Below are 25,165 nucleotides of genomic sequence, written 5' to 3'. Positions count from 1 at the left end.
CATCAAAAATGGAACGGATAAGGACTACCCGGCTCAAAACCTACCCTTAACTTGGGCTAAATAAAAGAATAGTACCGTTCCACATCTGCCTAGATGTGGTAGGATTTATGTATAAAATTTCTGTAATACCATAGGAACACCTTAAAATAAATACGAATTATGAAATATCTCACATATACTCTAATAATACTATTGATTATTGGATGGATTTTAGGATTTTTGATCTTTAAGATTTTAGGAGGCCTCATTCACCTGTTATTGGTGGTGGCAGTACTCTTACTAATCTATAATTGGTTTACCGTACAAAAGAACAAACACTAACTAAAAGTACTTTTTCCTATGGCCTCCGGATTTTTTGCGTTACTAGATGATATTGCCACCCTAATGGATGATGTGGCCGCTATGAGTAAAATTACCGCTAAAAAAACGGCTGGTATTCTGGGCGATGATTTAGCCGTAAATGCGGAGAAAGCCTCTGGGTTTATGTCCGAGCGGGAGATTCCCGTGCTCTGGGCCATCTCCAAGGGTTCTATGATAAACAAGCTGATTATTCTTCCCGTTGCCTTTTTACTCAGTGCTTTTCTGCCTGCGGCTATTACCGTGGCCTTAATTTTAGGTGGACTCTATTTGGCCTATGAAGGAGCAGAAAAAATATATGAAATCTTTGTGCCGCACGATGATGCTTCCCACAACACCGTAAGTGCTGAAATGACGGAAGCGGATATTCTTGCTTTGGAAAAGGAACGTGTTAAGGCCGCTATTGTAACGGACTTTATTCTTTCGGTAGAAATTATAATTATAGCTTTAGGCGCCGTTGCCGCAGAACCACTTTCTATACAGATACCCGTGGTGTCGTTAATTGCTCTCATTGCTACGGTGGGAGTTTACGGTATTGTTGCCCTTATTGTGCGTATGGATGAATTTGGTTTAAGACTTATCAACCTTAATGAGGAAGAGAATAGCTTTTCTGACAAAGTAGGTAGACTGCTAGTGAGTGCCCTACCTTGGGTTATTAAGAGTTTATCCATAATAGGTACCATTGCACTGCTATTGGTAGCCGGTGGTATTTTTGCACACAACATTCATTTCTTCCATGACTTTTTACACCAACTTCCGGATATTGTAAAAGAATTTTTAGTGGGACTTATAGTGGGCTTTGTGGTGCTCCTGCTGGTTATGGGCGTAAAGAAAATCATCCGTTTATTTAAGGGGAAGAAACATTAAATTCAATTTTTTTCGCGATCAGCAAGCTTATTTAGCCTTGTAACACAAAAATATAGGTAAGGTTACGGTCAAAATTTTTAGACCACATATGAAAACCATTATCGGTTCCAATGCGCAGCGCATTATACCAATCCTTTCTTTCATATAGCGCACACTACCTTCTAAAGCGTTTTTACTCAAATCTCGTTCCTAATATGCCGGGACTCCAATGGTCGGTTTTTATAACAAGAAGAGACGCGTGCCGTTACTTCTAAATCTTCAATTTTAGTAAAGTCGATTTTTAATCATTTGGGTAATTCCATCCTAAAAATACGCATGCCCATCTTTTCCGGTGTTGAGAAAAGGAAGTCTAAAACAACCACAGAAAGGGCTCTTCACGAAATTCTACACCTCTAACTTCTATCCATTTTAGCTATCCTAATTTACAGGCGTCCAACAAACTATAAAAAAAATATTCATAAAAGTGTGATATATTTCAAGTGGATGCGAATAATATAGTAAACAATCATAAAACGAAACCATCATGAAACATGTAGTATCCAAAAGCACAAAACCCATATTTTGTAGTAGCTATTTACCTATGAATGTGGAAAGCACAAGACAATCATTTAAGAACCAAGATGCAGACGACTAAAAAAGAGCGATTCATAGGTTTAATAGATGAGCACAAAAAAATCATCTATAAAATTGTGAACTCGTATTGTGCCAACCCAGCGGACCGAAAAGACCTTGAACAAGAAATTATTATTCAATTGTGGGACGCCTTTGACAAATACAATCCGGAATTTAAATATAGCACCTGGATGTATCGCATTGCACTGAATACGGCCATCTCCTACTATAGAAAAGAGAAGAAGTGGCACACTAAAACGGACTCTTTTGACAACGCCACTATTTTTCATCTTAGGACAGAAGAAACGGAGCACCGGGAGCAAATGAACAAAAAGGTTGAAATGTTACAGCATTTTATTCAATCGTTGAATGAGCTGAACAAAGCCTTAATGCTGCTATACCTAGAAGAGAAAAGCCATAGTGAAATTGCCGAAATACTAGGGATTAGCAAAACAAACGTAGCGACAAAAATAGGTCGCATAAAACTTAAATTAAAAAACGAATTTTTAAAAAATCTGAATTATGAAACCGAATGAACTCAATGAAATCCTATCTGCTTACGACGCAAAACTAGACCGTATATTAAGCTTAAATAGCGCCTCAATTCAAAAAATAAACTTGCAAAAAACAAAGAAAAAGACCCAAACCGTATTAATTTTTAGAAGCATAGAAGTAGTCACATTTTCTGCCCTATTACTGTTTTTAGGCTCGTACATTGCAAACCATTGGTTCAGCACTCATTTAGCCGTTAGCGGTGGTATTCTTTTTGTATTTACCCTTATAGCCCTTATTGGCAGTATAGGCCAAGTAACGCTTTTAAATCAAATAGATTACTCAAAACCTGTTGTTGAAATTCGGAAAAAAATAGAAAGGGTCAATGCTCATGTGCTCTTGTTCGTAAAGCTTCTTTTTCTCTCGGGGCCGGTCTGGTGGGCGTATTCCCTGGTGGCTATTGATGTTTTTCTAGATACGGACCTCTATGTACATTTAGACCCGGACTTTGTACAGCGGTACCTGATTATTAACGGAGTATTGATTTTTCCTTTACTATGGTTTTTGAACAAACTGAGTTTTAAAAACTTACACCTAAAATGGGTGCGAACCATCATCTCTTGGGTTACAGGAACCAAAACGCAACAGGCCCTAACATCATTAAAACAAATTGAGGAATTTGAGAACTAGGCACGGGCAATCGTCACCAGTTCTACGGTTTCTTCTTTACCCCGTAATTGGGTCGTGCCCAAAGCCGTAGTTACAAAGTCGTATTTTAGGTTTAGTTGGCTGACCAGCTCTTGAGAAACAATAAAATCTACTTGGTAACTATTGCACAACCCTTGAATACGTGCCGTAGTATTAAGCACATCTCCGGTAAAAATAATCTCTTTTTTGAGTGCCCCAATTTCTCCGGTAGTTACCTTTCCATAATGCAGACCTGCTTTAAAAGTGGGAGCCACTCCAAATTTAGTTTGGTAGGCTTCCGCTTTTTTTGCTAGGCTGTCTTTCATGGCAAAAAAGCAGTTGATGCAATGGTTGTTCTTTATTCCGTTTTCGTAGGTCCAAGAAATTACAATCTCATCGCCAATGTATTGGTAGACCTCTCCGTAGTTATTTATAATGGCATCCGAGAAATCCGAGTAGTAGGTTTTAAGCAATTCAAAATAGGAAATGTGTCCCAGATTTTCTGCTATGGTTGTGGAAGACTTCATATCCAAAAACATAAAAATGCGTTTTTCCTCCACCGGTATATGGTATTTTCCGGTGAAAAAATTGGTCAGTACGCCATAGCCAAGGTTCTCACTGATTTCCGAATAGAAGAGCGAAAGAAACAAGCTGAACCCCAAAGTAACCAAGGTGCTTATAAAATCCATTCCCGTAAGCCATTCGGTAAACTTTTCCCAAACCATTGAATCCAGTGGGGAAACGTCCAACTCAATACTGGCCGCTATAGGATAGAGCACTATCATTACCCCCAAAAAAAAGAGGATATAGAATCCCATTTTAGAAGCAATTTCCTTGGCCAAACTCCGATTGTTAAAAATATTTTTCAACCAGAAAATTTCTATAAACCCCACCAACAAACCCAATAATAGCACGGAAATACTGGCAAACACAAACACCTCTAAAGTAAGGTGAATGGTAGCATTGGGGTTAGATGTCTGACTACCGCTTGCCACTTCTTGGGTAAACAGAATTATCCACCCCACAAGGAGCCAAATGACACCAAAAGGAATGATGCGGCTAATATTCCGTCTTGTTTTAGGTGATAGGCCCGTTTTCATGGCAGGTACGTTAAATCATAAGTCTCAACTACTAAAGTAAAGTTCTTTTTTTAAAACTATATAAACCTACTACTTAGAAAGATAAAAACCTTGTTTGCATCTTCTTTTAAATTCCCACCAACCCTATGCGGTGGTGGCATGCCACTTTTAACACCTCTCTTCGCAACCTTTTTAACTCCTTTACATCTAGCTATTAAACCTATAATCTAAACTATTGAAATGAGAAGAAAACTTATTTTTGTATTGACCGCTGTTCTTTGCAACGGATTGTTTTTAGCCTGTGATTCTACGGATAATAGTATTGACTGCCCTGAGGATTTTACCGGCGCTTTGACCACAAATGAAGAAAAACTGCCTGGTGATTGGGTGCTGACCGCTATGACGGCCGATACCGAAGTAGACCTGACCAATGACCAAACGGACAACCCCTCTATGGACCTTTTTGCACAGTACGAAGATTGCCAAAAGGATGCCAGGTATTCCTTTGGCGCCAACCGTACCTATCTATACCTACAAAGCCAAAATGCCGAAAATTGCGATAACGAGGTTACCCTTGGCGGTACCTGGCAACTTACGGAAGACCTATTGTCTTTAACCGGCTCTTGTAGCGTGAGCAATATTCCGTTGAACTTTAAAGATGATGCTACCGCTTTCTCTTTTACGGAAACTTTTAATATTGCGGATGCCGAAGGTAAAACCATACAGGCCAACGTAACCTTTACCTATACGCTTACCGAGTTATAACCGGTTATATGCTATCTGCGCCTCCTAATCTTTGGTACGGAGGCCCATTTGCCACTTTAGAACGAACGCGCTCTAAAGTGGCATTTTTTTGTTCCCTACTCTTCATAACTTCTTTTGTTAGAAGGCTTAAGAAAAATTCGATTTATAAAAACCGTTCCAGAACCCACCTTTTGACGATAAATTTCTACACTTAAACGAATAGTGTAATTCTTACACGCTACTTACGGATTTCTGTAAACATATTTTGATTTTTAGTGTGATATTTAAGGAGTGAATCTATAGGAGAAACTCATTTGTGGATAAAGCAACCTGCGTGTTTTCACATAAAAATTAAAGATATAGAGTGAGTAGTTGCTTTATACGATATTGTAGTGCATTTGAAGAAATATTCGAGTAATGAACAAACTAACTAAAGTAGAAGCAATAGAGAAAGTTAAAAACGAACTTTCTAAAATAGATGGAAAAGGAAAGAAAAATCGAACTGGACGATTTGTGGTTTCAGCTTTGAGCAGTATTCCTTGGGTTGGCGGTGTAATTGCTGCAAGTTCGGCTCTACACGCAGAAAAAGAACAAGGAAAAATTAATGACTTGCAAAGAATTTGGCTAGAAGAACATCATAGGAAAATCGAAGAATTGTATTATACGATTTACCAAATTCAAGAAACTTTAGACAACGCTGGAGAAGAAGTTCAAGAAAGAATGGAAAGCGAAGAATATTTAGCTTTAGTCAGAAAAGGGTTTAAAGAATGGGATAACGCTGAAACATTTGAAAAGAAAGAATATTTAAGAAAATTACTGACAAATGCTAGTGCGATAAATCTATCAACAGATGACTTAATCCAACTTTTTATAGAGTGGATTTCTAGATATCACGAAACACATTTTATGGTAATAAGAGAAATCTACAAAAATCGTGGAATAACAAGAGGTCAAATTTGGGACAACTTAAATGGCACTCTTCCTGCAGAAAACTCTTTAGAAGCAGACTTATTTAAGCGTCTGATTAGAGACTTAAGTATGGATGGAATTATAAGACAAGAACGAGCTACAGATTACGCTGGTAATTTTATAAAAAAATCTACTAGACGTTCTAAATCTTCAACTTTGAAGTCAGCTTTTGATAATTTAGAGCCTTATGAATTAACTGAACTAGGACAAAGCTTCGTCCACTATACAATGGAAGAAGTTGTAACAAAAATTGAATAATATGAAACACCTTTTCAAAAACATAAAATTTTATGATTTAGCAAATTCATTAGCGAAAGCGATAGAAAATCGAATCAATAATTATGACAAGTCTAAATTTGACAACAACACAATTGAAAATCTTACAGAGCAATTAGTAGAAGAATTTAAAATTGAGCTTCCCGAAATTAAAGAGGAAGCTATTTATCAAAACAAACCATCAGACACTAAAATAAGGCATTCTAGGAGAGAAAGTTATGGAAGAAATACATCGGTAGATGGAACTAAATATACTTTAATAATACCATTTACAGGAGATTCAACGATGTTTGGAATTTTTCCTTCATCTTTTACATCTGTTCTACCCTATGGAATCATAGAATCTGATGAACTAAAAGTTGTTTATGAAGTTCCTGTTGGACAAGATGCCACACGAATAAAAGTAGATTTCGATAATAATTTGGGAACTATTAAAAAGTATTTAGAATTCCTAGCGCAAGATATTACTGATTTTAACTTAAAATTAGAACCATCTATTAAGGCTCGTCTTGAACGCAGAAAAGACAAGCTGGATAATGATGATGAAATTGCTAATACTTTTGGATTCCCGATTAAATAAAAAACGCACTAAAACAAAGAATTGCAGAGAAAAACATATAAATAATTCATAGCGTAATTTATAAAATTTAACGAATACATTAAACATGGCAGTTAAATATAACGAGAAACAAAAACTAACTCTTCAATTTCTACAGGAAATGGAAAAAGAGGATATAGAATTCACTGACCTTGAGCTTGCAAATGCCTCCACTTACCCTTTAGGTGCTTCCCTGCGTGCAAAATTGAGTCGCAATGAATTTGGAGAGTTCATAGTAAAAAAAAGCAATGGTCTATTCAAAGCTCAAAACACTATTGGAATTAGCATAAATGATTATGCCCTAAGAGTTAGCTCTAAATATAGGCATGCAAACCCCGTTAAACATTCAACCGCAAATTCTACCTTAAAATTATCAAATACACTACTTGATAAAAGTGTGCAAGCCGCCTTGGCGGCTATTGAAATATATAATAAACCCGATTTTGGTTATCGTGAAGAAACTTTTTCTATTCTGTTAGTAAATGCTTGGGAGGTTTTATTAAAAGCAAAAATTTTAAAAGATAACGATGAAAAAATAGAATCACTATATATTGCTCATAAAGAAAATGCCGGAGTTTTCATTAAGTCTAAATCAGGGAATTATAGAACCATAACTATTGGCAGAGCATTAAGTTTAATCAATCTGGATGAAACATTAAGAGCCAACCTCTCTATTCTTGTCGAACTTAGAGACAACGCAATTCATTTTCGGAATGAAAGTCCAATTTTAAACACAAAACTTCTGGAAGTTGGTACTGCAAGTCTTTTAAGTTATTTAGAAATGTGTAAAGAATGGTTTCAAAAAGATTTAAGTAAATACAACTTTTATGTAATGCCAATGTCCTTTTTTCATCCACACGAACTTAAAAGTTATTCCGTGAATAAGGATAGTATTCAAAATCAAAATTTACTTAGATATATTGGTAAAAAGGAAAATAGCTTTCCTCATGACCCGATATCACAACATAGTATTAGCCTGAGATTGGAAACAAAATTCGTTAAAAGTAAAATGCAAATCAACCCAGATGATCCAGATGCTATATCTGTTGTAGTGGATGAGGAGGATGCTTTTACCAAGACTTATATTTGGGGTTGCAAAGAGCACCTAGTACCTGCATTAAAAAAAAGATACCTCGATTTTAAAGTTAACCCTGTATTTTGGAGCCTTTTAAAAACACTCAAACAAAATCCTAAATTTTGTAGAGTACGCTACCTGAATGCTAAGACAAAAACAGGTACAAAACAAGAATGGTACAACCCCAATATTATACGTGAAATTGACCGGCACTATACCAAAAAATAATGTTTAAAAGTTTGAGTAATTCATATCTAAAATATAGATACCAAAATTCTCATTTCACAATAATAACACATTAATTGACAAATAAGTAAGTTCCTGCAAAACCACTCTAACCTATGCAAAAATATCTACCACTTTTAATCCTAACTATATTTTTATCCTCTTGTGGTATTAACAAAAAGCACCTTAAACAAAATCTATCTACATCATATCAACTGAGTCCAGGAATGTCAAAGGCAGAAGTAGAAAAAATCATGGGTCAACCAGCTAAAAGTGATTTTTCAAAAAATGTGGAAGAATGGCATTATTGCAAGACAGGTATGGGATCTGACGAGTTTATAGCACTTTTCTTTTATGAAGGTAACCTAATTGAAAAATTAAATTACACAGTGACATTAGCAGATGCTAGAGGAGCGACAGGTTCTTGTGAGAAATTTATTAAAATGGGAAATTATCGAGAGCCAAGTCAAGTGTTAGAAATAAGAATGAGGTAAATTAAACAAAGAAATTATTATCTAATTGTATGGCAAAATTTACGGAAGACCAATTGTCTAGCTACACTAAACCCCCCGCTGGCGCTCGTTTGCAACAAGTGCTCTACACTATGTCTGCTCCTGAAATAAGTTTTACATATTTATAGTTAATTCTAATACAGATTTGCACCTCTAAATATAGCCTAATTAAGGTTTTTTGGCCAATACTCCGTATGGTACATAAATAATGGGTTTACATCTTTTCCTCTATCTTTGTTTTTCACAAACAACTTGTCCCTAATTGAAAACGCAACCGCTACCTACCCACTTCTACAATGTATTATTGATAGTTTTTCTAATAGCCTACAACCCTATTTTTGCACAAAAGAATTTAGAAAACAACAAGATAGTAACCACTGTATTCAAAGCCTTTAAAAAGAACAACGAAAAGAAAATTTTAAAGTGCCTGCCTACCAAAAAAGATATTGAACACCTTGTTCCGCTAATTAAAGAAGCACAACCGCAGGAAACCATTCCTGAAACAGATTCTGTATTAGCTAATTTTAAAGTGGAGCTAATTAAAAATTTTAGACAATTAATTAAAAAAGGAAACTCTTTTGGTGTGGAATGGGAAAATATAGCTTTAACGGGAGTCCGTTATAATGTTAATCCATACCGGAACATACTTGTTGAGCGAGGAGATATTACTCTAGAATGTTCTAGTGGTTCTATAGAATTTCTTTTAATCATAAAAAAGTCCATGAATATCCGTGGAAATTGGAGAATAATGAATCAAATGAAATTTAGGCTACTGTAACATTGCACAACAGAACTGTAGGTTTAAGAAGCTAAAAGAAGAGTTTCTTGTCATAAAATAGATTTACAACTCTAAATAGAAGCCTTTTAACTTTAAAGAAAATCGACTTTTGCAGAAACTAAAGGAGAAAAAAGGTTTAATCATTTTTTCAATCATTATTGCTGTTATACTCATTGGATATTATTCTAATTGGCGTAATGAAACCTCTTTAAACGCAAATAGAAAAATGACGATTGGTAGAGTAACCTGTAGCCTTCCCTAAAAATGTAGCCTTCCCTAAAAAGGGTAAGGCTACAATACAAAGGTGTTGGAACAGTATGGGAAAGAGAACCTAATAAAGATTGGAATGAAGTCTTTGACTATCCGTTAGAAGACGATTTTATGGTTGATAATCAATTAACCGAAAATTGGAAACTTTCAATTAATAATCTCTTTATTAAAAATAAAGATGAAGATGGTATCATGTTTACCACTAACGACAAAACACTACGTTTAGATATTTGGAGCTACGATGGTAAATCCAAAGAAGAAATTTTGAAGGAGAAAAAAGAAGAAATCAGCAATAGAAATGCTAAGAATGAGATACTGAAGAAGTATCAACTTGATCAAGGAAACCGAATTAAAGTTGGTTATCACATAAAAGAATATAGCCAACAAAAAGATATAGAATATAACTTAATTTGTGGCTTTTGTATTGTTGATAATGAAGTATTGAATGCCTTTTTTTATTTTGACAATGAAAATGATTTGGAATGGGCTTTAAATACTTGGAAAATGATTGAGTACAACTAACTAGTATCATATAAGCAAGCTTCTAGCTCTACAGGAGTATTAGACTTAGAATTACTATTTTTATTCATTCAATTAGTAATTATTTGTTACTAAAAACACCTTTCTAAAAGTTATAAGAATGAAAAACATTTTAATTGTAATAGTATTATTTACAGTTCAAACAACATCCGCCCAAAATAATTTTTACGAATTTACCTGTGATTGTATCAATCAAATAAAGGACAAATCCAATGAAAGTACCCTAGCCTATCAAACCAAAGACTGTTTAAAAAAATCAACCTCAAATCATCCTGAAAAAGTCAAGAAAATTTTAGAAAACTTCGCGAATGACAATCCTAAAAAAAGCCCTGAAATAATAGAAAAGAATACCTCTTACATATTAACCGAAGGACTAAAAGCCAATTGTCCAGAATTTGCTAGAATTGATTCCCTGTTTAGAACACTGCGAAACAATTCCGAAAATATTATCGAAAAAGTGGCTGATGACATTTGTACCCAGGCAAGAAATGAACCAGAATTATCAGGGCAAATCGTTGACAGAATTAGAAAAAACAGTATCGAAAAATATTTAATCAGTATTTATGGGCAGTATAACCTTAGTGATAGTTTAGATTTCAGCCGATTTGAAAATGATCTTAAAATAGAACTTGAGGAAAACTGTGATGTTCCAAACAAGTAAGAAACTAATGTTTCCTAACGAACCCGTGTTACAAATTAGACTTACATCCAATTAAAAAAGCAGTACCGGACATTGATTCCTAATAGCAACTCAATCCATTTCTATACTATTATATTCCCCCTGCTTTTTCAACATACCAATTAAGTGTTGTTTTATGGTTTGCATAGGTTCAGAATCCACCACAAAGTCCGTAGAAAATATGAGGAATAATTTATTGTTTTGTTGTACCCATATCCAACTAATGAATTTAAAATGTATTTCTCGTTCCCTATAATTTTGTAAACTCTGAAAACAAGATTTAGCGGTGTTCTCTTCTTTAAAAAACCATTCTTCCACCTTAATGCTTCCCTTTGGGTTTTCTTCTTTTTTGGTTAAAAAAGAAACGTTTAATCGGGTTGCCTTTGTAAAATCACTATTATCAAAATCTTGGGCCAAGGTTCCCGCAAATCTTTTGGCTTTGTAATTGTTTAATCTTCGTGTTACATATTCTTCATCCTCTACAGCTTCAGCATCTTTGTACAAACTGCTTAAGCTTTCATTAAGCAGTGTTAATTGTTCTACAGCGTCTGTCTGAACGCTATCAAATAGCACATTGAACACCTTAATGGGTGTTTCTGAAACACTATCACTTTGTACAGTTAATTGCTCAGGTATCAATTTGGTTTTGTTGTTAGCGCTCTTACAACTACAAAAAGTGAGAACACTAAATAAAGTAATATATATCCGTTTCATCTTTACACAAGTATTAAAGGAGGGCGTGTGGCGCTTTCATACTCAGCCGTCAACAATTGACTATTGCTTATCTGAGTTAAGCTATTCTGTCCTGTCAGATTCTTAATTGTATCATTAAATCGGTCCCATTCACCACCACCACAAATTTCTATGCACCCAATTGAACCATAACCACCGGAAATAGGATTACTGGGACCTTGATGAATAAAAAACCCATCATATACTCTCCATGCATCATCGTCCATTGTACTTATATAATCCCATGTTAGGTTATGTGTTTGAGCGTCGGCTAATCCCACAATACTAGGTCCTTCCGTAGTTGTTCTCTGCACTCCAAAACGTATAGCTTCAAAATCTTCGATTACCGAATTATTTCCGGAGGTCTTACCCTCAATGCTAACACGGTATAGAGGGACTCTATATAAAATAGAAGGTCTGTTTGGTCTATAAGGATAACTTGTTATGTGTGCATTTCCTAATGTTAGATTGGTAACTCGAACGGTAACGGCTCTCATGTTTATATAGTTTGAAAAAGTCCTTGAATTCTAAGCTTGCTTGCAATAGTGGAGCAAATACCTGAATAGCGGTTAGTCTTGACCAATATACTTATTTCAGTTTACTAAAATGTGTTTAGAAGACTAAAAGAGGTAGATTTCGTATCATATATACAAAATTAATTTAAACTGCTTTAAAGAAAAGAGCTACTTATTTGGAGATTAAAATTCTGATATTACATTTAATTTTGCTATTAACGTTCTATCAATTATCATCTTATTGGCACATTAGTGGTTTTACTTTGAATATGACAGAAGTCAAATAAAACAATTGCCTAGTCCTTACACCCTGCTAGCTACAATAAAACAGCTAATACAGGCTTGTCCAAGATGTTGTATATTATCCAAAAAGTTAACGCTTATTTGTTGGTGCCACTTTTCACAAGCCAGACGTTTTAAGTAATTTTAAAACATGAACCCAAAAGAAAATCTAAAAAAGCTGAACCTTGAACTCCCTGAGGTATCAACGCCAGGAGGAAGCTACGTTTCGGTCAACATTCGAGAAAACATAGCCTATACAGCAATTCAATTTCCTATACACAATGAAGAATACCTGTATCAAGGAAGGCTAGGAAATGAGATTACCACAGAACAGGGATATAAGGCAATGGAATTGTGTGCCTTAAATGTCTTGGCACAAGTAGACCATAAAATCGGTTTTGATAAAATTGTTGGCCTGAACCATATGGATGCCTATTTTCAGGCTGGTGAACATTGGGACGACTCTCCCATTGTAGTAAATGGAGCATCGGATTTATTTGTAAACGTGTTGGAAGAAAAAGGAAAACATTCCAGGGCTATTTTCGGCGTAGAACGATTACCAAGGAATTTTAGTGTAGGGTTAACCGCTACGTTTACCATACTTACGGGGTGAAATTGCTTGTAATAATGGATTCCGCTGGCACTAACGTTACACCAGTTTTCAGTATCAAACCAGTCCTGGAAAATCCGTCTAAAATCCTATTTATAAAAGGGAAGTACTTATAGTATAGTTTTGATGTTTTTCAATAAAAAAACACATACTATTGTATCTCACTATTCTCGGTCATAGTATGTGATTTCATGGATGATCCGTCATCTATAGAAACAAAGCTATCCGCCTGAGGAATAATAGAAAAATGTCTTCCATAAAAATAAACCTCTCCGCTAGGAGGCATTGTAAAACTACCATTGTCTTCATCTATAAATGATGAATTAACCGGTTCGTCCCAAGTAGTTTGTAAAAAAAGAAGAGAGGTTCCCGTCTGATTACTACCCGTATGCGCTCTTAATGTGGCATTACCTTTGCCCGTACCAATCGATTCAAGTTTCACATTTATTTGAGTGCCTGACGGAGCCGTATACCTACCTGTGACAGGGTCAAATGTTGTTGGGGTTTCTATTGTTATGCTAATTGTCACTGAATCACTTCCCCCATTACCGTCGTTAACCGTTAGTTCTACATCGTAATCACCGGTATTTGTATAGGTATGAGATGGATTCATTTGAGTTGAAGTATTACCATCACCAAAATCCCATGAATAGGTTAACGTGTCTCCGTTAGGGTCCGAAGAGCCGTTCCCTGCAAATAATACCACAGAATTAGGCGCAGCACTACTAGGGCCCGAAGCTACCGCATCCGGATCAATATTCATTACGGTTATCGTTAGGGTTGCACTTACTTCAGGGTTATTTCCATCATTTACCGTGTAAGTGATTTCATCCTCGCCGGAAAAACCATTGTTCGGAGTATAACTGATGATTGTTCCGGAGATGGTGGCATTACCGTTCGTAGGGCCAGTTCCTATACCCACCGCAAGGTTGTCATTCTCAGGATCATTGATTTCACCGGACAGTTCAATGGCATTGTTGCTAGAGTTACCATTTACCGTAACCGTAAAATCATTGGCCCTAGGCGGTTCGTTCGGCACCGCATTGACTTGTATGGTTAGCGTTCCGCTTACTGCAGGGTTGCTTCCGTCATTGACCGTGTAGTTGATTATGTCATTACCGGAAAAACCGTTGTTTGGGGTATAGCTGATAATCGTTCCGGAGATGGTTGCATTGCCATTAAAAGGTCCGCTTCCTATGTCCACGATGAGATTCTCATTTTCAGGATCGTTAATTTCACCGGACAGTTCAATGGCATTATTACTGGAGTTAGCATCTACCGTAGCCGTAAAATCGTTGGCCGTAGGTGGTTCGTTTACCGCCGCATTGACCTCTATAGTTAGCGTTCCGCTTACTGCAGGGTTGTTTCCGTCATTGACCGTATAGATGATTTCATCGTCTCCGGAAAAACCATTGTCCGGAGTATAAGTGATAACCGTTCCTGAAATAGTTGCAGTACCGTTGGCAGGGCCTGTTCCTATACCTACGGTAAGATTATCATTTTCTGGATCGTTGATTTCACCGGACACATCAATGGCATTATTACTGGAGTTAGCATCTACCGTTGCCGTAAAATCGTTGGCCGTAGGTGGTTCGTTTACCGCCGCATTGACCTCTATAGTTAGCGTTCCGCTTACTGCAGGGTTGTTTCCGTCATTGACCGTGTAAGTGATTTCATCCTCGCCCGAAAAACCATTGTCCGGAGTATAAGTGATAACTGTTCCTGAAATAGTTGCTGTACCGTTGGCAGGGCCTGTCCCTATGCCTACGGTAAGATTATCATTTTCTGGATCACCAATATGCGGTTCCATATCAATACTGTTGTTAACAGAATTAGTAATAACATTAACCGTAAAGTCATTAGCCGTAGGTGGTTCATTTGCAACCGTAGTGACCGTAACCGAATATACTTTAGTCATACTACCTTCCATGACCGTATACGTAACCGGATTACTAAAATCCTGTTCCACACCGGACATTGGGTTCACCGATTCACCAATAAACTCTATGGTAGGAACCAATGCCGTGACATCTGTGCCAGCTGGCAATTCTACCATAATTTCCGTGTCCGTAATACTTCCTTCTACTCCATTAATACTAAACGAAGTTATTTCAATAGCAATAGCTTGCTCCGTTACTGTTACCGTCCACTCTTTATCATCACCGTTCTCTGCTGTGACCGTATAGACAACCGGACTCATAAAATCTTGCTGCTCTTCTACTCCTGGTGAGACTGTGGCGCCCTCTGACACCGTCAGTACCGATGGAGCAATATTCCGGTCACTTCCTTCCGGAACAGTTACAGATATAGTGTGGTTATCAGAATCGATTATAGCCGTACCAATCTGTTCAGGTAGAGAAAAAGTTAGAATGTTATTCTCTCCGGATGAGAGTTCCTCCACTACTTCAAGGACCACCTCTGTTGTAATCACTTGTCCGTTACCGTCCTGAAGATCAAACGTAAGAACTATCCTGCCCAGTTCATTTGCTACGAAGTTATATCGATAAGTACCAGGAACAATTTGAACATACGCATCAGTTTCCAGTCCCGTGCCGTCTTCCTTAGTCCATTCCCCTGAACCCATGGTAATATTATAATTACGATCGTACGAGGTATATTCAGCTCCTTCATCACCAAGGATCACCGTAATAATTGTACCCCCTCCCACAAGAAGTTCCTTGTCGGCAGCGGTGGCCGTCCATGTTACAGGCACATTTGCAAAAGTATACATTAACTCAAGTTCCTCGGTAAAGCCATATGAATCTTCTGCTTGAAAGAGAATCTTATGCTCTCCGGCTTCAGAACCAATATAATTCAGGTTCCGGGACAACCCATCAAAAGTATACATTTCTCCCGGTACTAAGGGTTCTCCGTTATCATCCTCAAAAAAGCCTTCCCCTTCCTCTACCGTATATTTAAAACTATAGGTAATTCCCTCTAAAATTTCCTCTGGAGAAACAGTTAATACCGTTGGAAGAGATTCTTTAACATATCCTTCCTCCGTATTATCGCCCAATAGGTCGAACTCTACTTCAGTTACAAGGTTAACCTCCTTCGTACACGCGATAAGGATGGCCAACATCATAACAAAATACATCAAAAATTTATAGCTCTTGATCATACCGTTTTGGGACTCAAATATCTAAATAAAAACATAAGCTTATAGGCTCTTGTTCAAAAGTTTACCTCATTAGTTCCTCTAAATATAGATAACTTAAAGGTGAAGTAATTAACTTTTACGCAATAGCATAGCTCCTTCAGCATCAAAAATATTTAAATTAAACTCAATTATAAAAGAGATAGTTAAAACAGAAAAACTATAGCATTATTGCCACATAAAGTATTTTTCGACGTAAAGGGCACTGTGGTTTGACTAAAGTTAATCAAGTACAAATCAACCTGAATTGTAATTGTTACGAGCGCCCATAATTTTTGAAGTTTCAAGAGTTGTGAAAGCTTACAGCTTAGTGTACGCGCAATATGCAAAATACTCGCTACTTCTCTACTTTACTTTCAGAATACAGAAATAACTCCATATCAAAATCCCCACAAAATCTATAACTGTTTGTTAAGTAATTGTGGGATTGTTTTAGGGTTTAAATACCAATTTTAAGCTTATTCTAATTGACTTAAAAAAATCATCTCTCCTTCCAAGTAATATGTCCGTTTCCTTCTATTTTTTTATAAACCCTCAGGTTATAGACCTTAGTTTCTGTATATAAATCACTTACGAAATTGATTACAAAAAGTATACCCTACAATGCTGCAAAACTCTCCTAAAAAACAGACTTCACCACATATGACGATTACATAAATTTCATTACTTTAGTCTGTAAATAAAAAAGACATCCCATGAAAAATCATTTTAAAACATACCCTGACGAAAAAGGTTTCTTTGAAGACTATGGAGGAGCATTTATTCCCCCCGTGCTAGAAGTTGAAATGAAAAAAATAACGGATGCCTATCATAAGATCAGTAAATCTCATGACTTTATTCAAGAATTACGAAGCATAAGAAAACATTATCAAGGTCGTCCTACTCCTGTGTACTATTGTGCACGCCTATCGGAAAAATATGGGGCACGTATCTACCTAAAACGTGAAGACCTAAACCATACCGGAGCGCATAAATTGAACCATTGTATGGGTGAAGCGCTACTTGCCAAACACTTAGGCAAGAAGAAACTCATTGCGGAGACGGGAGCGGGTCAGCATGGGGTAGCATTGGCGACCGCTGCAGCCTATTTTGGTCTGGAGTGCGAAATACACATGGGGGAAGTAGATATCGCAAAAGAACACCCTAATGTGGTCCGGATGAAAATTCTGGGAGCTACCGTTGTTCCTGTTAGCCACGGTTTAAAAACTCTAAAAGAAGCGGTTGATTCTGCTTTTGAAGCGTATCTAAAAGACCCTGTTAATAGCATCTATTGTATTGGGTCTGTAGTGGGGCCTCACCCCTTTCCTATGATGGTACGGGATTTTCAGCGTGTGGTTGGTATTGAAGCCCGCGAACAGTTTTTTGACATGACCGGTGAGCTGCCGGATAATGTTGTGGCCTGTGTTGGCGGAGGAAGTAATGCCATGGGCATATTTTCCGCATTTCTTGATGATGAGGAATGTCAGCTTTATGGTGTAGAACCAGCCGGACGTTCTTTTGAATTGGGCGAACATGCGGCAACCATGAAATTTGGAACTCCGGGAATTATACACGGTTTTAAATGCTACACCCTACAAGATGAAAAAGGAGAGCCGGCACCGGTACACTCCGTTGCCAGCGGTCTTGATTACCCTGGTGTAGGACCAGAACACAGCATGTTGAAGGACATGGACAAGGTTAATTACGACAGTGCCAACGATAAGGATACTATTGATGCCTTTTATGAATTAAGTCGATTAGAAGGTATTATTCCCGCATTGGAAAGTGCGCATGCCGTGGCTTACGCATTGAAATTAGCTCAAAAAGAACCTCAAAAATCGATTTTGGTTAATTTAAGTGGCCGAGGTGATAAAGACATTGATTTTGTTGTGGACACCTACGGTCTGCCTAAGGAATAACATCCTGCTTTTTTCTGGAACCATACTTTAGTCCGTGCTACTTTCAATTTAGCATTCGGTAAGATATATCTCACGTTTATGTAGTCACATGTCCGTATATTTTACGATATTAGTGAGGTAATTTTCAGATTCGTATTCTATCATATTCAGCAGAACATGAAAACTAGAAGCAACTTCCCACTAACACTTACACAACGGCAAGAGGTTGCTATTTTAAATAATTTGCAAATAGATTCCCAAAGACTCCTTGCAGCTACGAACGGGTTTCTTCAAAAGCTTAATTTTAAAACAAAAGAGGAAATCAATAGCGTTGGTTTTATTTATCCGGTTGGGTTCACTACCCATTCAGGACAAAATGAATTAGAGGGAATGAGAACCTTACGGCAAGGGACCATTGAGCTCATTAAGCTGCCAAACGATAAAATTGAGATTAAAAGTAGTACCAACCTGAAACACCTTGCTATTGTGGCTAGCGGTATTGGATTGATATTTTGTCTCGTGGGGTTTTATATTTCAGAGGTCGATAGAACTATTGAACATATAGCGCTAAGCTTAATTCTCACAGTCAGTATTCTAGTAATCGGTAAAAATTACATCAAAAATAAAATTATAAGTATTCTAAATGAAATAGTGCAAAGCGCTGCTAAATCAATCTAAAAGTATTTCAATGAAAAAATTAATTCTAAGCCTATTTCTACTTCTATCCATAGTATCTTGCGACGACTGTAGTGTTGCCTGTGTCACTAGCCCACCAGTCTTTTATTTGGAACTTGTTGACAAGGTTTCCGGTGAAAATTTGCTTACCAATGGTACCTATAGTGAAAGCGATATAAGCATAACAAACCTTGAAGACCAGAGCGAAGAAGTGGAATTTGTCTTTGAAGAAGAAGATGGCGTGAACCTTATATATTTATATCCAGGCTCGGAACCGGGAAGTGTTGCTTACAATTTTAAAATTGGTTCAGAATCCATTTTTAATTTATTTGCAACCCTTGAAACAAGAGAAAGCGACTGTTGTTCTACTACAGTTACTACGGATTTTAGTATTGAAAATGCTGAGTACGAACGAGATGAAAATACCGGAAACTATAAAATTTTAATAGAATAGAAATTCTTTTTTATATTTAAAAGTTTTGTACTAACTTAGTAGAACGCCCCTTAAACTACTAGCATACAGTAGTATATGTTATCTTATTACCCTCTAATCTTAAACCTGAACACCATGGAGCTACTATTAAAAGGGAACACCTACACGGACTATTTTTTCATTCTTTTCGGATTAATTGGTGCTACATTGTACTTTATAAAAGGTAGTTATGCCCAAGGAAGCATTTTGGCCGTTATAGGTCTATTGTACCTGGTAAAAATTTTAGAGCCTTTATTTAAAAAGAACCGAAATCCTGTTTAATAGCTTTACTTAAAGCTTGGCTCCATACGCTAAATCGCCTGCATCTCCAATACCGGGCATGATGTACCCTCTTGCGTTCAATTCTGGGTCAATAGCCGAAATCCATAAATGGGTATTTTCTGGGAAAACTTTTTCTACATGTTCAATACCGGCTTGCGCGCCAATTACGGAAACAATATGTATCTGTGCCGGTGTGCCATGGTCCTTGAGTGCCTTGAGCACATTTTCCAAGGTTCTACCCGTGGCCAACATAGGATCGGCCAGCACTAAAATTTTACCTTCCAAAGACGGGGCTGCAAAATAGTTCACGATTACCTCAAACGCATCTTCATCTCCCTCATGATGCCGATAAGCGGATATAAAAGCATTCTCCGCATCATCAAAATAATTCAACATACCTTGGTGTAACGGCAAACCCGCACGTAATATAGAGCACAGAACCAACTGGTCAGTAGGCAATTGCAGGTCTTTAGTTCCCAAGGGGGTGGTTACCTCACTTTTTTTAAACTGTAAAGCCTTGCTCATCTCATAACTCAGCACCTCTCCTATTCGCTCAATATTGCGCCGAAAACGCATGGTATCTTTTTGGATGGCTACGTCTCTAATTTCAGCAATAAATTTATTCATGAGCGAATTGGTATCGCCAAGATTATGGATGGTCATAGCAAGTGTAGCTTTTGAGTTAAATATTCCGTTTCCAACAAAGGTATCTTACTTTTTTAATAATCTCAAGGGGTATTACATGAATTGGTTTAAAATAGAAAAAGGGCATCGCGTTGGCAACACCCTTTTTCCTTCCCCATAAATAAATATTCAATCCTATTATACTTTGGATTTGACAACTTGCACAATATCGTTCTTCTGTAGTACCCCAGACTGCCTCCATACTTGCTTGCCGTTCTTGAACAAAAGCATTGTAGGCACACCACGTACATTGTACTTACCCGCTAAGGGTTGGTTCTTATCTACATCGATCTTTACAATTTTTATGTTCTCGCCCATTTCGTCTTTCACTTCTTTTAAAATAGGAGCCAACATTTTACAAGGGCCACACCAGTCCGCAAAAAAGTCGACCAATACAGGCGTATCCGATTCTATGATTTTATTGAAACTGCTTTTCATTTCTCTTATTTTAGAGGTTACAAAATTACTTAATCTAAATCTGCCATAAACTGACTTTTATCATGTACAACAAAGTTTCTGTCGCTTACTTTTATATCATGACATGATTACGGCAAAATTGTATAAAAATAGTCGGTTGTACTCCAAAGACCTTACGCAATCGCATCACCCCTAAACTCCATAGAAAACCATGAAAAAACTAGCCTTACTAATCTTTTTTCTTTCTCTAGGATGTTCCTCAACTAGCCTAGTGGAAAATTGGAAAAATCCGGATATTGTTTTGTTTCATGCGGAAAAAGTGCTTCTAGTGGGCATGACCCAAAACCAAAGTGCACGCAATAATTTTGAATCTCAATTACAAAAAGAGTTTACCAAGAGAAATGTGGAAGCCATGCAGAGCCTTGATGTTTTTGATGTTTCTTTTACAGACAATCGCAAAACCGAAAAAGAATTGGATGCCGTAGAACAAAGCTTGCTAGACAAAGGGTTCGATGCCATTCTATTTACCAAAATAACAGGCTCTGAAAACCGCGAAAGTTTCCTAAGTACCATTTCTAAATTGGATAATTACAAAGGAAGATTTAACGATGATTATCTGAAAAACCAAAATATTTATTATGACGAAAACTATTACGATGATTTTAATATCTACCATGCCGAGACCACTCTATACTGCATTTGCCAAGGAAAAGACCGCTCTATGATTTGGCGCGGCAGTATTGATATTACGGACCCAAAAAACATAGACAAGGCCGTAGACGACTACATTAATTTAGTGGTGCGCGCTATGGAAGAGCAAGATTTGGTTTTTAGAAAAGACGATTAGATCTCTATTGGTGTTCCTACTACCCTGCTGCTTATTTTTGATTGCCAAAACGGATGCTTTTGGTTACATTTAACTGCGGAACCACGCAATCATCTTATTACTATAATCCATGGAAGGCATTCAACTAAAATCTAACCCGCAAGTAGCTTCGGTATTTACCAACTACCCCGATTATGTGCGTTCGCAAATGTTAACCCTTAGGGAGCTGGTTTTGGAAACCGCCAAAGAAATAGATAGCATTACCGAAGTAGAAGAAACGCTAAAATGGGGCGAACCCAGTTACCTCACCAAAATAGGAAGCACCCTTCGCATGGATTGGAAAGCGAAAACACCCAATCAATATGCACTCTATTTTAAATGCACCAGCAGGTTGGTAGAGACTTTTAAAGCTGTATTTAAAAATACTTTTGAATTTGAAGGAAAGCGGGCTATCGTATTTCAATTGAACAATGAACTCCCCAGAGAAGAACTTAGTTATTGCATTAAAGCCGCGTTAACGTATCATAAAGTTAAACACTTACCCACATTGGGTATTTAAAAAACATTCCGATTCGTATGAAAAAACCGGAACCTGATATGTTTTGCCCTTCTAATCCTGAAGAATGGCGAGTATGGCTCAAAACCAATCATGTTCAAAAAGATTCCGTGTGGTTAATCATTTACAAAAAGAGTGCTGCAAATGCTAATTTATCATGGAGCGAAGCGGTAGACCATGCGCTTTGTTTTGGGTGGATAGACAGTGTAAAAAAAACGATAGATTCAGAAAAGTACAAACAGTATTTTAGCAAGCGAAAAGCAACCAGCATATGGTCACGAATAAACAAGAATAAGATAGAGCAACTTACGGCACAAGGTCTAATGCAATCAGCAGGACTCAAAAGTATTGAAATTGCCAAAAACAATGGCTCTTGGTCAATTTTAGACAGTGTAGAAGCCCTCATAGTGCCCAAAGATTTAGCGGTTGCTTTGCAAAAAACAAATGGTGCTTCTTCGTATTATGAAGGTTTAAGCAAGTCTTCCAAGAAAATGCTGCTGTATTGGGTAATCAGCGCAAAACGACCGGAAACGAGAGAGAAAAGAATTATAGAAATCTCTGAAAACGCTGGTAAAAACCAGATGCCAAAATCGTTCAGGTAAAGCAAAATAACTACTTTTAATGGTAACCCCAACAAACCTCCAACCCAAGTCCATTATGAGAATATCCTTATATCTATTGTTTTTAGTATTGAGCCATAGTTTACTCAATGCTCAAGAAACGCTTCAGAAAAATAGAGTGATTATACTTACGGATATTGAAGCAGATCCGGATGACACACAATCTTTGGTGCGCCTACTTTTATATGCCAACGAGATTGATATTGAAGGCATCGTGGCGACAACCTCCTGTTGGTTAAAAAATTCCATTCACCCAGAATCCATACAAAAAGTACTTAAAGCTTATGGCAAGGTCCAGCCTAATTTGAAGAATCATAGTTCTGAATTTCCTGAGGTTGAGGAGCTGACTTCACTAGTAAAAAAGGGTTTGCCGGTTTACGGAATGCTAGGTGTGGGAGAAGGAAAAGATTCCGAAGGTTCTGACTGGATCATAAAAAAACTGGAAGAAAAAGATGAGCGCCCCTTATGGGTTTCCGTGTGGGGAGGTTCCAATACTTTGGCCCAAGCTTTATTTAAAATAAAGAATAGCAAAACAATAGCAGAGCAAAAACAGCTTATTTCTAAATTAAGGGTCTATACTATTTCTGATCAAGATGATAGTGGTATATGGATCAGGGATACATTTCCTGACCTATTTTATATTGTTAGCCCAGGAGATGATTATGGCAGTGCTACTTGGAACGGTATAATGACCGTTGTTGATAATATAGACAATTCAGAAATTAGTAATACATGGCTTTCTGAAAACATTCAACAAGCACACGGCCCACTTGGTGCACTATATCCTGATGTTGCTTGGGGAATTGAAGGAGACACACCCGCTTTTTTATCTCTAATTCCAAACGGATTGAACGCACCGGAACATCCTAATTGGGGTGGATGGGGCGGTAGGTATGAATTTATTAGACCTACCTTCTCCGGTCGTAAGCAAGGGAATTCCGGTGTTCCTTTTGAAGTTGAAACCAGAAAAATATGGACCAATGCAGAAGATAGTTACTCGCCCTATTTAGCTAATGATTATGGTAGAAACGTAAAACGGGACACTGAGGTTTTTAAAGGTGATAAAGTTACACTATGGCGTTGGCGAGACGATTTTCAAAACGATTTTGCCGCACGAATGGATTGGTGCACCCAATCTTTTTCGGAAGCTAATCATGCTCCCAAAATTGTTTTGACACCCGCAGATCCTATTACGGTCAAATCCGGCAAAAGCTTTACTCTTGATGCCTTTGATTCTTCCGATCCAGATGGCGACAGCCTAAGTTTTCTTTGGTTTGATTATCCCGAGGCGGGCACCTCTAAAAAACAGTTAACAATAGGTGGTACCGAAAATGCCCATTTGGTGTCCATTACAGCTCCAAGAGTAGAAGAAGAAGTTACCGCCCATATCATTCTAAAGGTAACGGATAAGGGCACACCTGCTCTTTCTAGTTACAAGCGAATTATTGTAACTATTCAACCATAACAAAGAATACACATCCTGAAATAGGATTCTATTTTGTAATCAGATGCTTTGGAAAATCTTCTACACGCTCACAGCAAATTTGTTCCATTACCTGTTGCAGTTCCGTTTTTAACAGTGAAATGGTGTGGTTTCCTCCGTTATTGCCCAACGCGCTTACACCATACATGAACGAGCGTCCCATAAAGGTAAACTTGGCGCCACTTGCCAAAGTACGTGCCACATCCGGCCCGGAACGTATGCCACTATCCATCATAACCGTAAGCTGGTCGCCATACTTCTCGGCAATTCGGGATAGGGGTTTTATAGTCGATTCCCCTGCGTCCAACTGTCTTCCACCGTGGTTGGAAACGATTACACCGTCTATTCCCAAACGAATAGCCTTTTCCGCATCGGCTTCATTGGCTACACCTTTTAGCACCAACTTACCTTTCCACATATCACGAATAGGTTTAATTTTCTCTTCGTTCAATCGGCCTGAAAACGTTTGATCCATGAATTTACCCAATTGTTTTAAATCCAATCCCTTGGGCATATAGGGTTTTAAGGTCTCAAAATTAGGCTGCCCGTGAAGAAGGGTTTTTATTGCCCATTCCGGTTTCCCCATAATCTGAAATATATTTTTCACTGACATTTTAGGGGGCATGGCCAGTCCGTTTCTAATGTCCCTTGGCCGAAAACCGAATGTGGGCACATCACACAGAATAACCAAAACCGGACATTCCGCTACTGCTGCCCTTCTGATAATATCATCTCGTAATGCATCTTCCGTAGGATGATACAATTGAAACCAAGCATTTCCCTCGGTTATTTCAGAAATCCGCTCAATGCTACTGGTGCTTACCGTACTTAAAATAAAAGGAATATTATGCTCAAATGCCGCTTTTGCCAGTATTTCCGGAGAATTGGGCCACATAAGTCCTTGAAGCCCTACAGGTGCAATTCCAAATGGCGCATCATAAGTATGCCCAAAAATTTCCGTTTTCATTACGGATTCCGTATGCTTGCTCAAGTAATAGGGTAGCAACTCTATATCACGAATTTCTGAGGTATTTTTGCGTAGGTTCACGTCCTCATTACATCCTCCATCCAAATACTCAAAAGCGAACTTCGGAATCTTTCGCATCGCTTTATTTCGTAAATCATCTACGGAAGGGTACCGTGTATCATAACCCTTTGCTATTTTTTTTCCCATGGTAGTCACTGTAAATTGAACGGCACGTCAGTAATTGCGGCAC

Annotated in this window: 28 protein-coding genes; 21 read left to right on the top strand and 7 right to left on the bottom strand. The window is 37.6% G+C overall.

The annotated features are described in order from the left end of the window. The first annotated feature begins 159 nt into the window (after positions 1-159). The 4 genes from P0077_RS15335 to P0077_RS15320 all read left to right on the top strand — a co-directional run bounded on the left by P0077_RS15335 (position 160) and on the right by P0077_RS15320 (position 3,018). On the top strand, positions 160-321 hold the full coding sequence (locus P0077_RS15335) for a lmo0937 family membrane protein (RefSeq protein WP_276166087.1): 162 nt from the start codon (positions 160-162) through the stop codon (positions 319-321). An 18-nt stretch (positions 322-339) separates the two neighbouring features. After that, the gene (locus P0077_RS15330; RefSeq protein WP_276166086.1) at positions 340-1,224 is read left to right on the top strand and encodes a DUF808 domain-containing protein; all 885 of its coding nucleotides are present in this window, start codon (positions 340-342) and stop codon (positions 1,222-1,224) included. A gap of 584 nt (positions 1,225-1,808) precedes the next feature. Further along, a complete protein-coding gene (locus tag P0077_RS15325) occupies positions 1,809-2,372 on the top strand; it encodes an RNA polymerase sigma factor (protein ID WP_276166085.1) in 564 nt (187 codons plus the stop codon). Beyond that, a complete protein-coding gene (locus P0077_RS15320; protein ID WP_276166084.1) occupies positions 2,359-3,018 on the top strand; it encodes a hypothetical protein in 660 nt (219 codons plus the stop codon). Before P0077_RS15325 ends, P0077_RS15320 begins: the two co-directional genes overlap by 14 nt. Here P0077_RS15320 and P0077_RS15315 read toward each other — a convergent pair. Continuing rightward, on the bottom strand, positions 3,015-4,115 hold the full coding sequence (locus P0077_RS15315; protein WP_276166083.1) for an adenylate/guanylate cyclase domain-containing protein: 1,101 nt from the start codon (positions 4,113-4,115) through the stop codon (positions 3,015-3,017). The two genes, P0077_RS15320 and P0077_RS15315, sit on opposite strands and share 4 nt — an antisense overlap. Before the next feature lie 219 nt (positions 4,116-4,334). On the opposite strand from P0077_RS15315, the gene P0077_RS15310 reads away from it, so the two are divergent. The 8 genes from P0077_RS15310 (at position 4,335) to P0077_RS15275 (ending at position 10,742) form a co-directional block, all read left to right on the top strand. Next, a complete protein-coding gene (locus tag P0077_RS15310) occupies positions 4,335-4,859 on the top strand; it encodes a DUF5004 domain-containing protein (protein ID WP_276166082.1) in 525 nt (174 codons plus the stop codon). A 396-nt stretch (positions 4,860-5,255) separates the two neighbouring features. Beyond that, positions 5,256-6,065, top strand: coding sequence for a hypothetical protein (locus P0077_RS15305; RefSeq protein ID WP_276166081.1), 810 nt, complete (start codon positions 5,256-5,258; stop codon positions 6,063-6,065). Position 6,066: 1 nt separating this feature from the next. After that, the gene (locus P0077_RS15300) at positions 6,067-6,663 is read left to right on the top strand and encodes a hypothetical protein (RefSeq protein ID WP_276166080.1); all 597 of its coding nucleotides are present in this window, start codon (positions 6,067-6,069) and stop codon (positions 6,661-6,663) included. A gap of 85 nt (positions 6,664-6,748) precedes the next feature. Continuing rightward, positions 6,749-7,984, top strand: a complete 1,236-nt coding sequence (locus P0077_RS15295; protein WP_276166079.1) for a DUF3644 domain-containing protein — start codon at positions 6,749-6,751, stop codon at positions 7,982-7,984. A gap of 113 nt (positions 7,985-8,097) precedes the next feature. Then, on the top strand, positions 8,098-8,475 hold the full coding sequence (bamE, locus tag P0077_RS15290) for an outer membrane protein assembly factor BamE domain-containing protein (RefSeq protein WP_276166078.1): 378 nt from the start codon (positions 8,098-8,100) through the stop codon (positions 8,473-8,475). Between the two features lie 322 nt (positions 8,476-8,797). After that, entirely contained in the window at positions 8,798-9,271 is a 474-nt protein-coding gene (locus P0077_RS15285; RefSeq protein WP_276166077.1) for a hypothetical protein, read from the top strand. Positions 9,272-9,652: 381 nt separating this feature from the next. Next, a complete protein-coding gene (locus P0077_RS15280) occupies positions 9,653-10,063 on the top strand; it encodes a hypothetical protein (RefSeq protein ID WP_276166076.1) in 411 nt (136 codons plus the stop codon). 118 nt (positions 10,064-10,181) lie between these two features. Further along, positions 10,182-10,742 carry a hypothetical protein gene (locus tag P0077_RS15275; protein WP_276166075.1) on the top strand — a complete coding sequence of 187 codons (561 nt, stop codon included), beginning with the start codon at positions 10,182-10,184 and terminating at the stop codon, positions 10,740-10,742. A 90-nt stretch (positions 10,743-10,832) separates the two neighbouring features. Here the strand turns inward: P0077_RS15275 and P0077_RS15270 are convergent, their stop codons facing one another. Beyond that, positions 10,833-11,474: a hypothetical protein gene (locus P0077_RS15270; RefSeq protein ID WP_276166074.1), complete on the bottom strand. Its 642-nt coding sequence runs from the start codon at positions 11,472-11,474 to the stop codon at positions 10,833-10,835. A gap of 2 nt (positions 11,475-11,476) precedes the next feature. Then, positions 11,477-11,989 (bottom strand): hypothetical protein, encoded by a 513-nt coding sequence (locus tag P0077_RS15265; protein WP_276166073.1) that lies wholly within the window; start codon positions 11,987-11,989, stop codon positions 11,477-11,479. A gap of 451 nt (positions 11,990-12,440) precedes the next feature. On the opposite strand from P0077_RS15265, the gene P0077_RS15260 reads away from it, so the two are divergent. Next, entirely contained in the window at positions 12,441-12,902 is a 462-nt protein-coding gene (locus P0077_RS15260) for a RidA family protein (RefSeq protein WP_276166072.1), read from the top strand. Between the two features lie 148 nt (positions 12,903-13,050). On the opposite strand, the gene P0077_RS15255 is transcribed toward P0077_RS15260, so the two are convergent. Further along, positions 13,051-16,020, bottom strand: coding sequence for an Ig-like domain-containing protein (locus P0077_RS15255; protein WP_276166071.1), 2,970 nt, complete (start codon positions 16,018-16,020; stop codon positions 13,051-13,053). A gap of 731 nt (positions 16,021-16,751) precedes the next feature. On the opposite strand from P0077_RS15255, the gene trpB reads away from it, so the two are divergent. The 4 genes from trpB to P0077_RS15235 all read left to right on the top strand — a co-directional run bounded on the left by trpB (position 16,752) and on the right by P0077_RS15235 (position 19,362). Next, positions 16,752-17,954 (top strand): tryptophan synthase subunit beta, encoded by a 1,203-nt coding sequence (gene trpB / locus P0077_RS15250; protein ID WP_276166070.1) that lies wholly within the window; start codon positions 16,752-16,754, stop codon positions 17,952-17,954. A 156-nt stretch (positions 17,955-18,110) separates the two neighbouring features. Beyond that, a complete protein-coding gene (locus tag P0077_RS15245; protein WP_276166069.1) occupies positions 18,111-18,611 on the top strand; it encodes a hypothetical protein in 501 nt (166 codons plus the stop codon). A gap of 10 nt (positions 18,612-18,621) precedes the next feature. Further along, a complete protein-coding gene (locus P0077_RS15240) occupies positions 18,622-19,062 on the top strand; it encodes a hypothetical protein (protein WP_276166068.1) in 441 nt (146 codons plus the stop codon). A 114-nt stretch (positions 19,063-19,176) separates the two neighbouring features. After that, the gene (locus P0077_RS15235; RefSeq protein ID WP_276166067.1) at positions 19,177-19,362 is read left to right on the top strand and encodes a hypothetical protein; all 186 of its coding nucleotides are present in this window, start codon (positions 19,177-19,179) and stop codon (positions 19,360-19,362) included. Positions 19,363-19,371: 9 nt separating this feature from the next. Here the strand turns inward: P0077_RS15235 and upp are convergent, their stop codons facing one another. Then, entirely contained in the window at positions 19,372-20,025 is a 654-nt protein-coding gene (gene upp, locus P0077_RS15230; protein ID WP_276166066.1) for a uracil phosphoribosyltransferase, read from the bottom strand. Between the two features lie 159 nt (positions 20,026-20,184). Beyond that, on the bottom strand, positions 20,185-20,484 hold the full coding sequence (gene trxA, locus P0077_RS15225; RefSeq protein WP_276166065.1) for a thioredoxin: 300 nt from the start codon (positions 20,482-20,484) through the stop codon (positions 20,185-20,187). Positions 20,485-20,674: 190 nt separating this feature from the next. Between trxA and P0077_RS15220 the strand changes: the two genes are divergently transcribed. From P0077_RS15220 to P0077_RS15205, 4 genes are all read left to right on the top strand, one after another. Next, positions 20,675-21,310 (top strand): hypothetical protein, encoded by a 636-nt coding sequence (locus P0077_RS15220; RefSeq protein ID WP_276166064.1) that lies wholly within the window; start codon positions 20,675-20,677, stop codon positions 21,308-21,310. 109 nt (positions 21,311-21,419) lie between these two features. Beyond that, complete coding sequence (locus P0077_RS15215; protein ID WP_276166063.1) at positions 21,420-21,848, top strand: DUF1801 domain-containing protein; 429 nt, start codon at positions 21,420-21,422, stop codon at positions 21,846-21,848. A gap of 17 nt (positions 21,849-21,865) precedes the next feature. Next, positions 21,866-22,447, top strand: coding sequence for a YdeI/OmpD-associated family protein (locus tag P0077_RS15210; RefSeq protein WP_276166062.1), 582 nt, complete (start codon positions 21,866-21,868; stop codon positions 22,445-22,447). 55 nt (positions 22,448-22,502) lie between these two features. Continuing rightward, positions 22,503-23,930 carry a DUF1593 domain-containing protein gene (locus tag P0077_RS15205; protein ID WP_276166061.1) on the top strand — a complete coding sequence of 476 codons (1,428 nt, stop codon included), beginning with the start codon at positions 22,503-22,505 and terminating at the stop codon, positions 23,928-23,930. Positions 23,931-23,958: 28 nt separating this feature from the next. Here the strand turns inward: P0077_RS15205 and P0077_RS15200 are convergent, their stop codons facing one another. Continuing rightward, positions 23,959-25,122, bottom strand: coding sequence for an alpha-hydroxy acid oxidase (locus P0077_RS15200; RefSeq protein ID WP_276166060.1), 1,164 nt, complete (start codon positions 25,120-25,122; stop codon positions 23,959-23,961). Positions 25,123-25,165: the final 43 nt, after the last annotated feature.

Origin of the sequence: Zobellia alginiliquefaciens, from assembly GCF_029323795.1 — a bacterium.
GTDB lineage: Bacteria > Bacteroidota > Bacteroidia > Flavobacteriales > Flavobacteriaceae > Zobellia > Zobellia alginiliquefaciens.
This window is presented reverse-complemented; position numbering and strand designations above follow the sequence as displayed.

What these genes read in the sequence shown, in the direction of transcription:
- P0077_RS15295 (WP_276166079.1), top strand. Translation starts at nt 6,749, where the DNA reads ATGGCAGTTAAATATAACGAGAAACAAAAACTAACTCTTCAATTTCTA.
- P0077_RS15275 (WP_276166075.1), top strand. Translation starts at nt 10,182, where the DNA reads ATGAAAAACATTTTAATTGTAATAGTATTATTTACAGTTCAAACAACA.
- P0077_RS15305 (WP_276166081.1), top strand. Translation starts at nt 5,256, where the DNA reads ATGAACAAACTAACTAAAGTAGAAGCAATAGAGAAAGTTAAAAACGAA.
- P0077_RS15200 (WP_276166060.1), bottom strand. Translation starts at nt 25,122, where the DNA reads ATGGGAAAAAAAATAGCAAAGGGTTATGATACACGGTACCCTTCCGTA.
- trpB (WP_276166070.1), top strand. Translation starts at nt 16,752, where the DNA reads ATGAAAAATCATTTTAAAACATACCCTGACGAAAAAGGTTTCTTTGAA.
- P0077_RS15265 (WP_276166073.1), bottom strand. Translation starts at nt 11,989, where the DNA reads ATGAGAGCCGTTACCGTTCGAGTTACCAATCTAACATTAGGAAATGCA.
- P0077_RS15335 (WP_276166087.1), top strand. Translation starts at nt 160, where the DNA reads ATGAAATATCTCACATATACTCTAATAATACTATTGATTATTGGATGG.
- P0077_RS15330 (WP_276166086.1), top strand. Translation starts at nt 340, where the DNA reads ATGGCCTCCGGATTTTTTGCGTTACTAGATGATATTGCCACCCTAATG.
- P0077_RS15240 (WP_276166068.1), top strand. Translation starts at nt 18,622, where the DNA reads ATGAAAAAATTAATTCTAAGCCTATTTCTACTTCTATCCATAGTATCT.
- P0077_RS15210 (WP_276166062.1), top strand. Translation starts at nt 21,866, where the DNA reads ATGAAAAAACCGGAACCTGATATGTTTTGCCCTTCTAATCCTGAAGAA.
- P0077_RS15205 (WP_276166061.1), top strand. Translation starts at nt 22,503, where the DNA reads ATGAGAATATCCTTATATCTATTGTTTTTAGTATTGAGCCATAGTTTA.
- P0077_RS15270 (WP_276166074.1), bottom strand. Translation starts at nt 11,474, where the DNA reads ATGAAACGGATATATATTACTTTATTTAGTGTTCTCACTTTTTGTAGT.
- P0077_RS15325 (WP_276166085.1), top strand. Translation starts at nt 1,809, where the DNA reads ATGTGGAAAGCACAAGACAATCATTTAAGAACCAAGATGCAGACGACT.
- P0077_RS15245 (WP_276166069.1), top strand. Translation starts at nt 18,111, where the DNA reads ATGAAAACTAGAAGCAACTTCCCACTAACACTTACACAACGGCAAGAG.
- P0077_RS15300 (WP_276166080.1), top strand. Translation starts at nt 6,067, where the DNA reads ATGAAACACCTTTTCAAAAACATAAAATTTTATGATTTAGCAAATTCA.
- P0077_RS15280 (WP_276166076.1), top strand. Translation starts at nt 9,653, where the DNA reads ATGGTTGATAATCAATTAACCGAAAATTGGAAACTTTCAATTAATAAT.
- P0077_RS15310 (WP_276166082.1), top strand. Translation starts at nt 4,335, where the DNA reads ATGAGAAGAAAACTTATTTTTGTATTGACCGCTGTTCTTTGCAACGGA.
- bamE (WP_276166078.1), top strand. Translation starts at nt 8,098, where the DNA reads ATGCAAAAATATCTACCACTTTTAATCCTAACTATATTTTTATCCTCT.
- P0077_RS15235 (WP_276166067.1), top strand. Translation starts at nt 19,177, where the DNA reads ATGGAGCTACTATTAAAAGGGAACACCTACACGGACTATTTTTTCATT.
- P0077_RS15215 (WP_276166063.1), top strand. Translation starts at nt 21,420, where the DNA reads ATGGAAGGCATTCAACTAAAATCTAACCCGCAAGTAGCTTCGGTATTT.
- trxA (WP_276166065.1), bottom strand. Translation starts at nt 20,484, where the DNA reads ATGAAAAGCAGTTTCAATAAAATCATAGAATCGGATACGCCTGTATTG.
- P0077_RS15220 (WP_276166064.1), top strand. Translation starts at nt 20,675, where the DNA reads ATGAAAAAACTAGCCTTACTAATCTTTTTTCTTTCTCTAGGATGTTCC.
- P0077_RS15320 (WP_276166084.1), top strand. Translation starts at nt 2,359, where the DNA reads ATGAAACCGAATGAACTCAATGAAATCCTATCTGCTTACGACGCAAAA.
- P0077_RS15260 (WP_276166072.1), top strand. Translation starts at nt 12,441, where the DNA reads ATGAACCCAAAAGAAAATCTAAAAAAGCTGAACCTTGAACTCCCTGAG.
- P0077_RS15255 (WP_276166071.1), bottom strand. Translation starts at nt 16,020, where the DNA reads ATGATCAAGAGCTATAAATTTTTGATGTATTTTGTTATGATGTTGGCC.
- P0077_RS15315 (WP_276166083.1), bottom strand. Translation starts at nt 4,115, where the DNA reads ATGAAAACGGGCCTATCACCTAAAACAAGACGGAATATTAGCCGCATC.
- upp (WP_276166066.1), bottom strand. Translation starts at nt 20,025, where the DNA reads ATGACCATCCATAATCTTGGCGATACCAATTCGCTCATGAATAAATTT.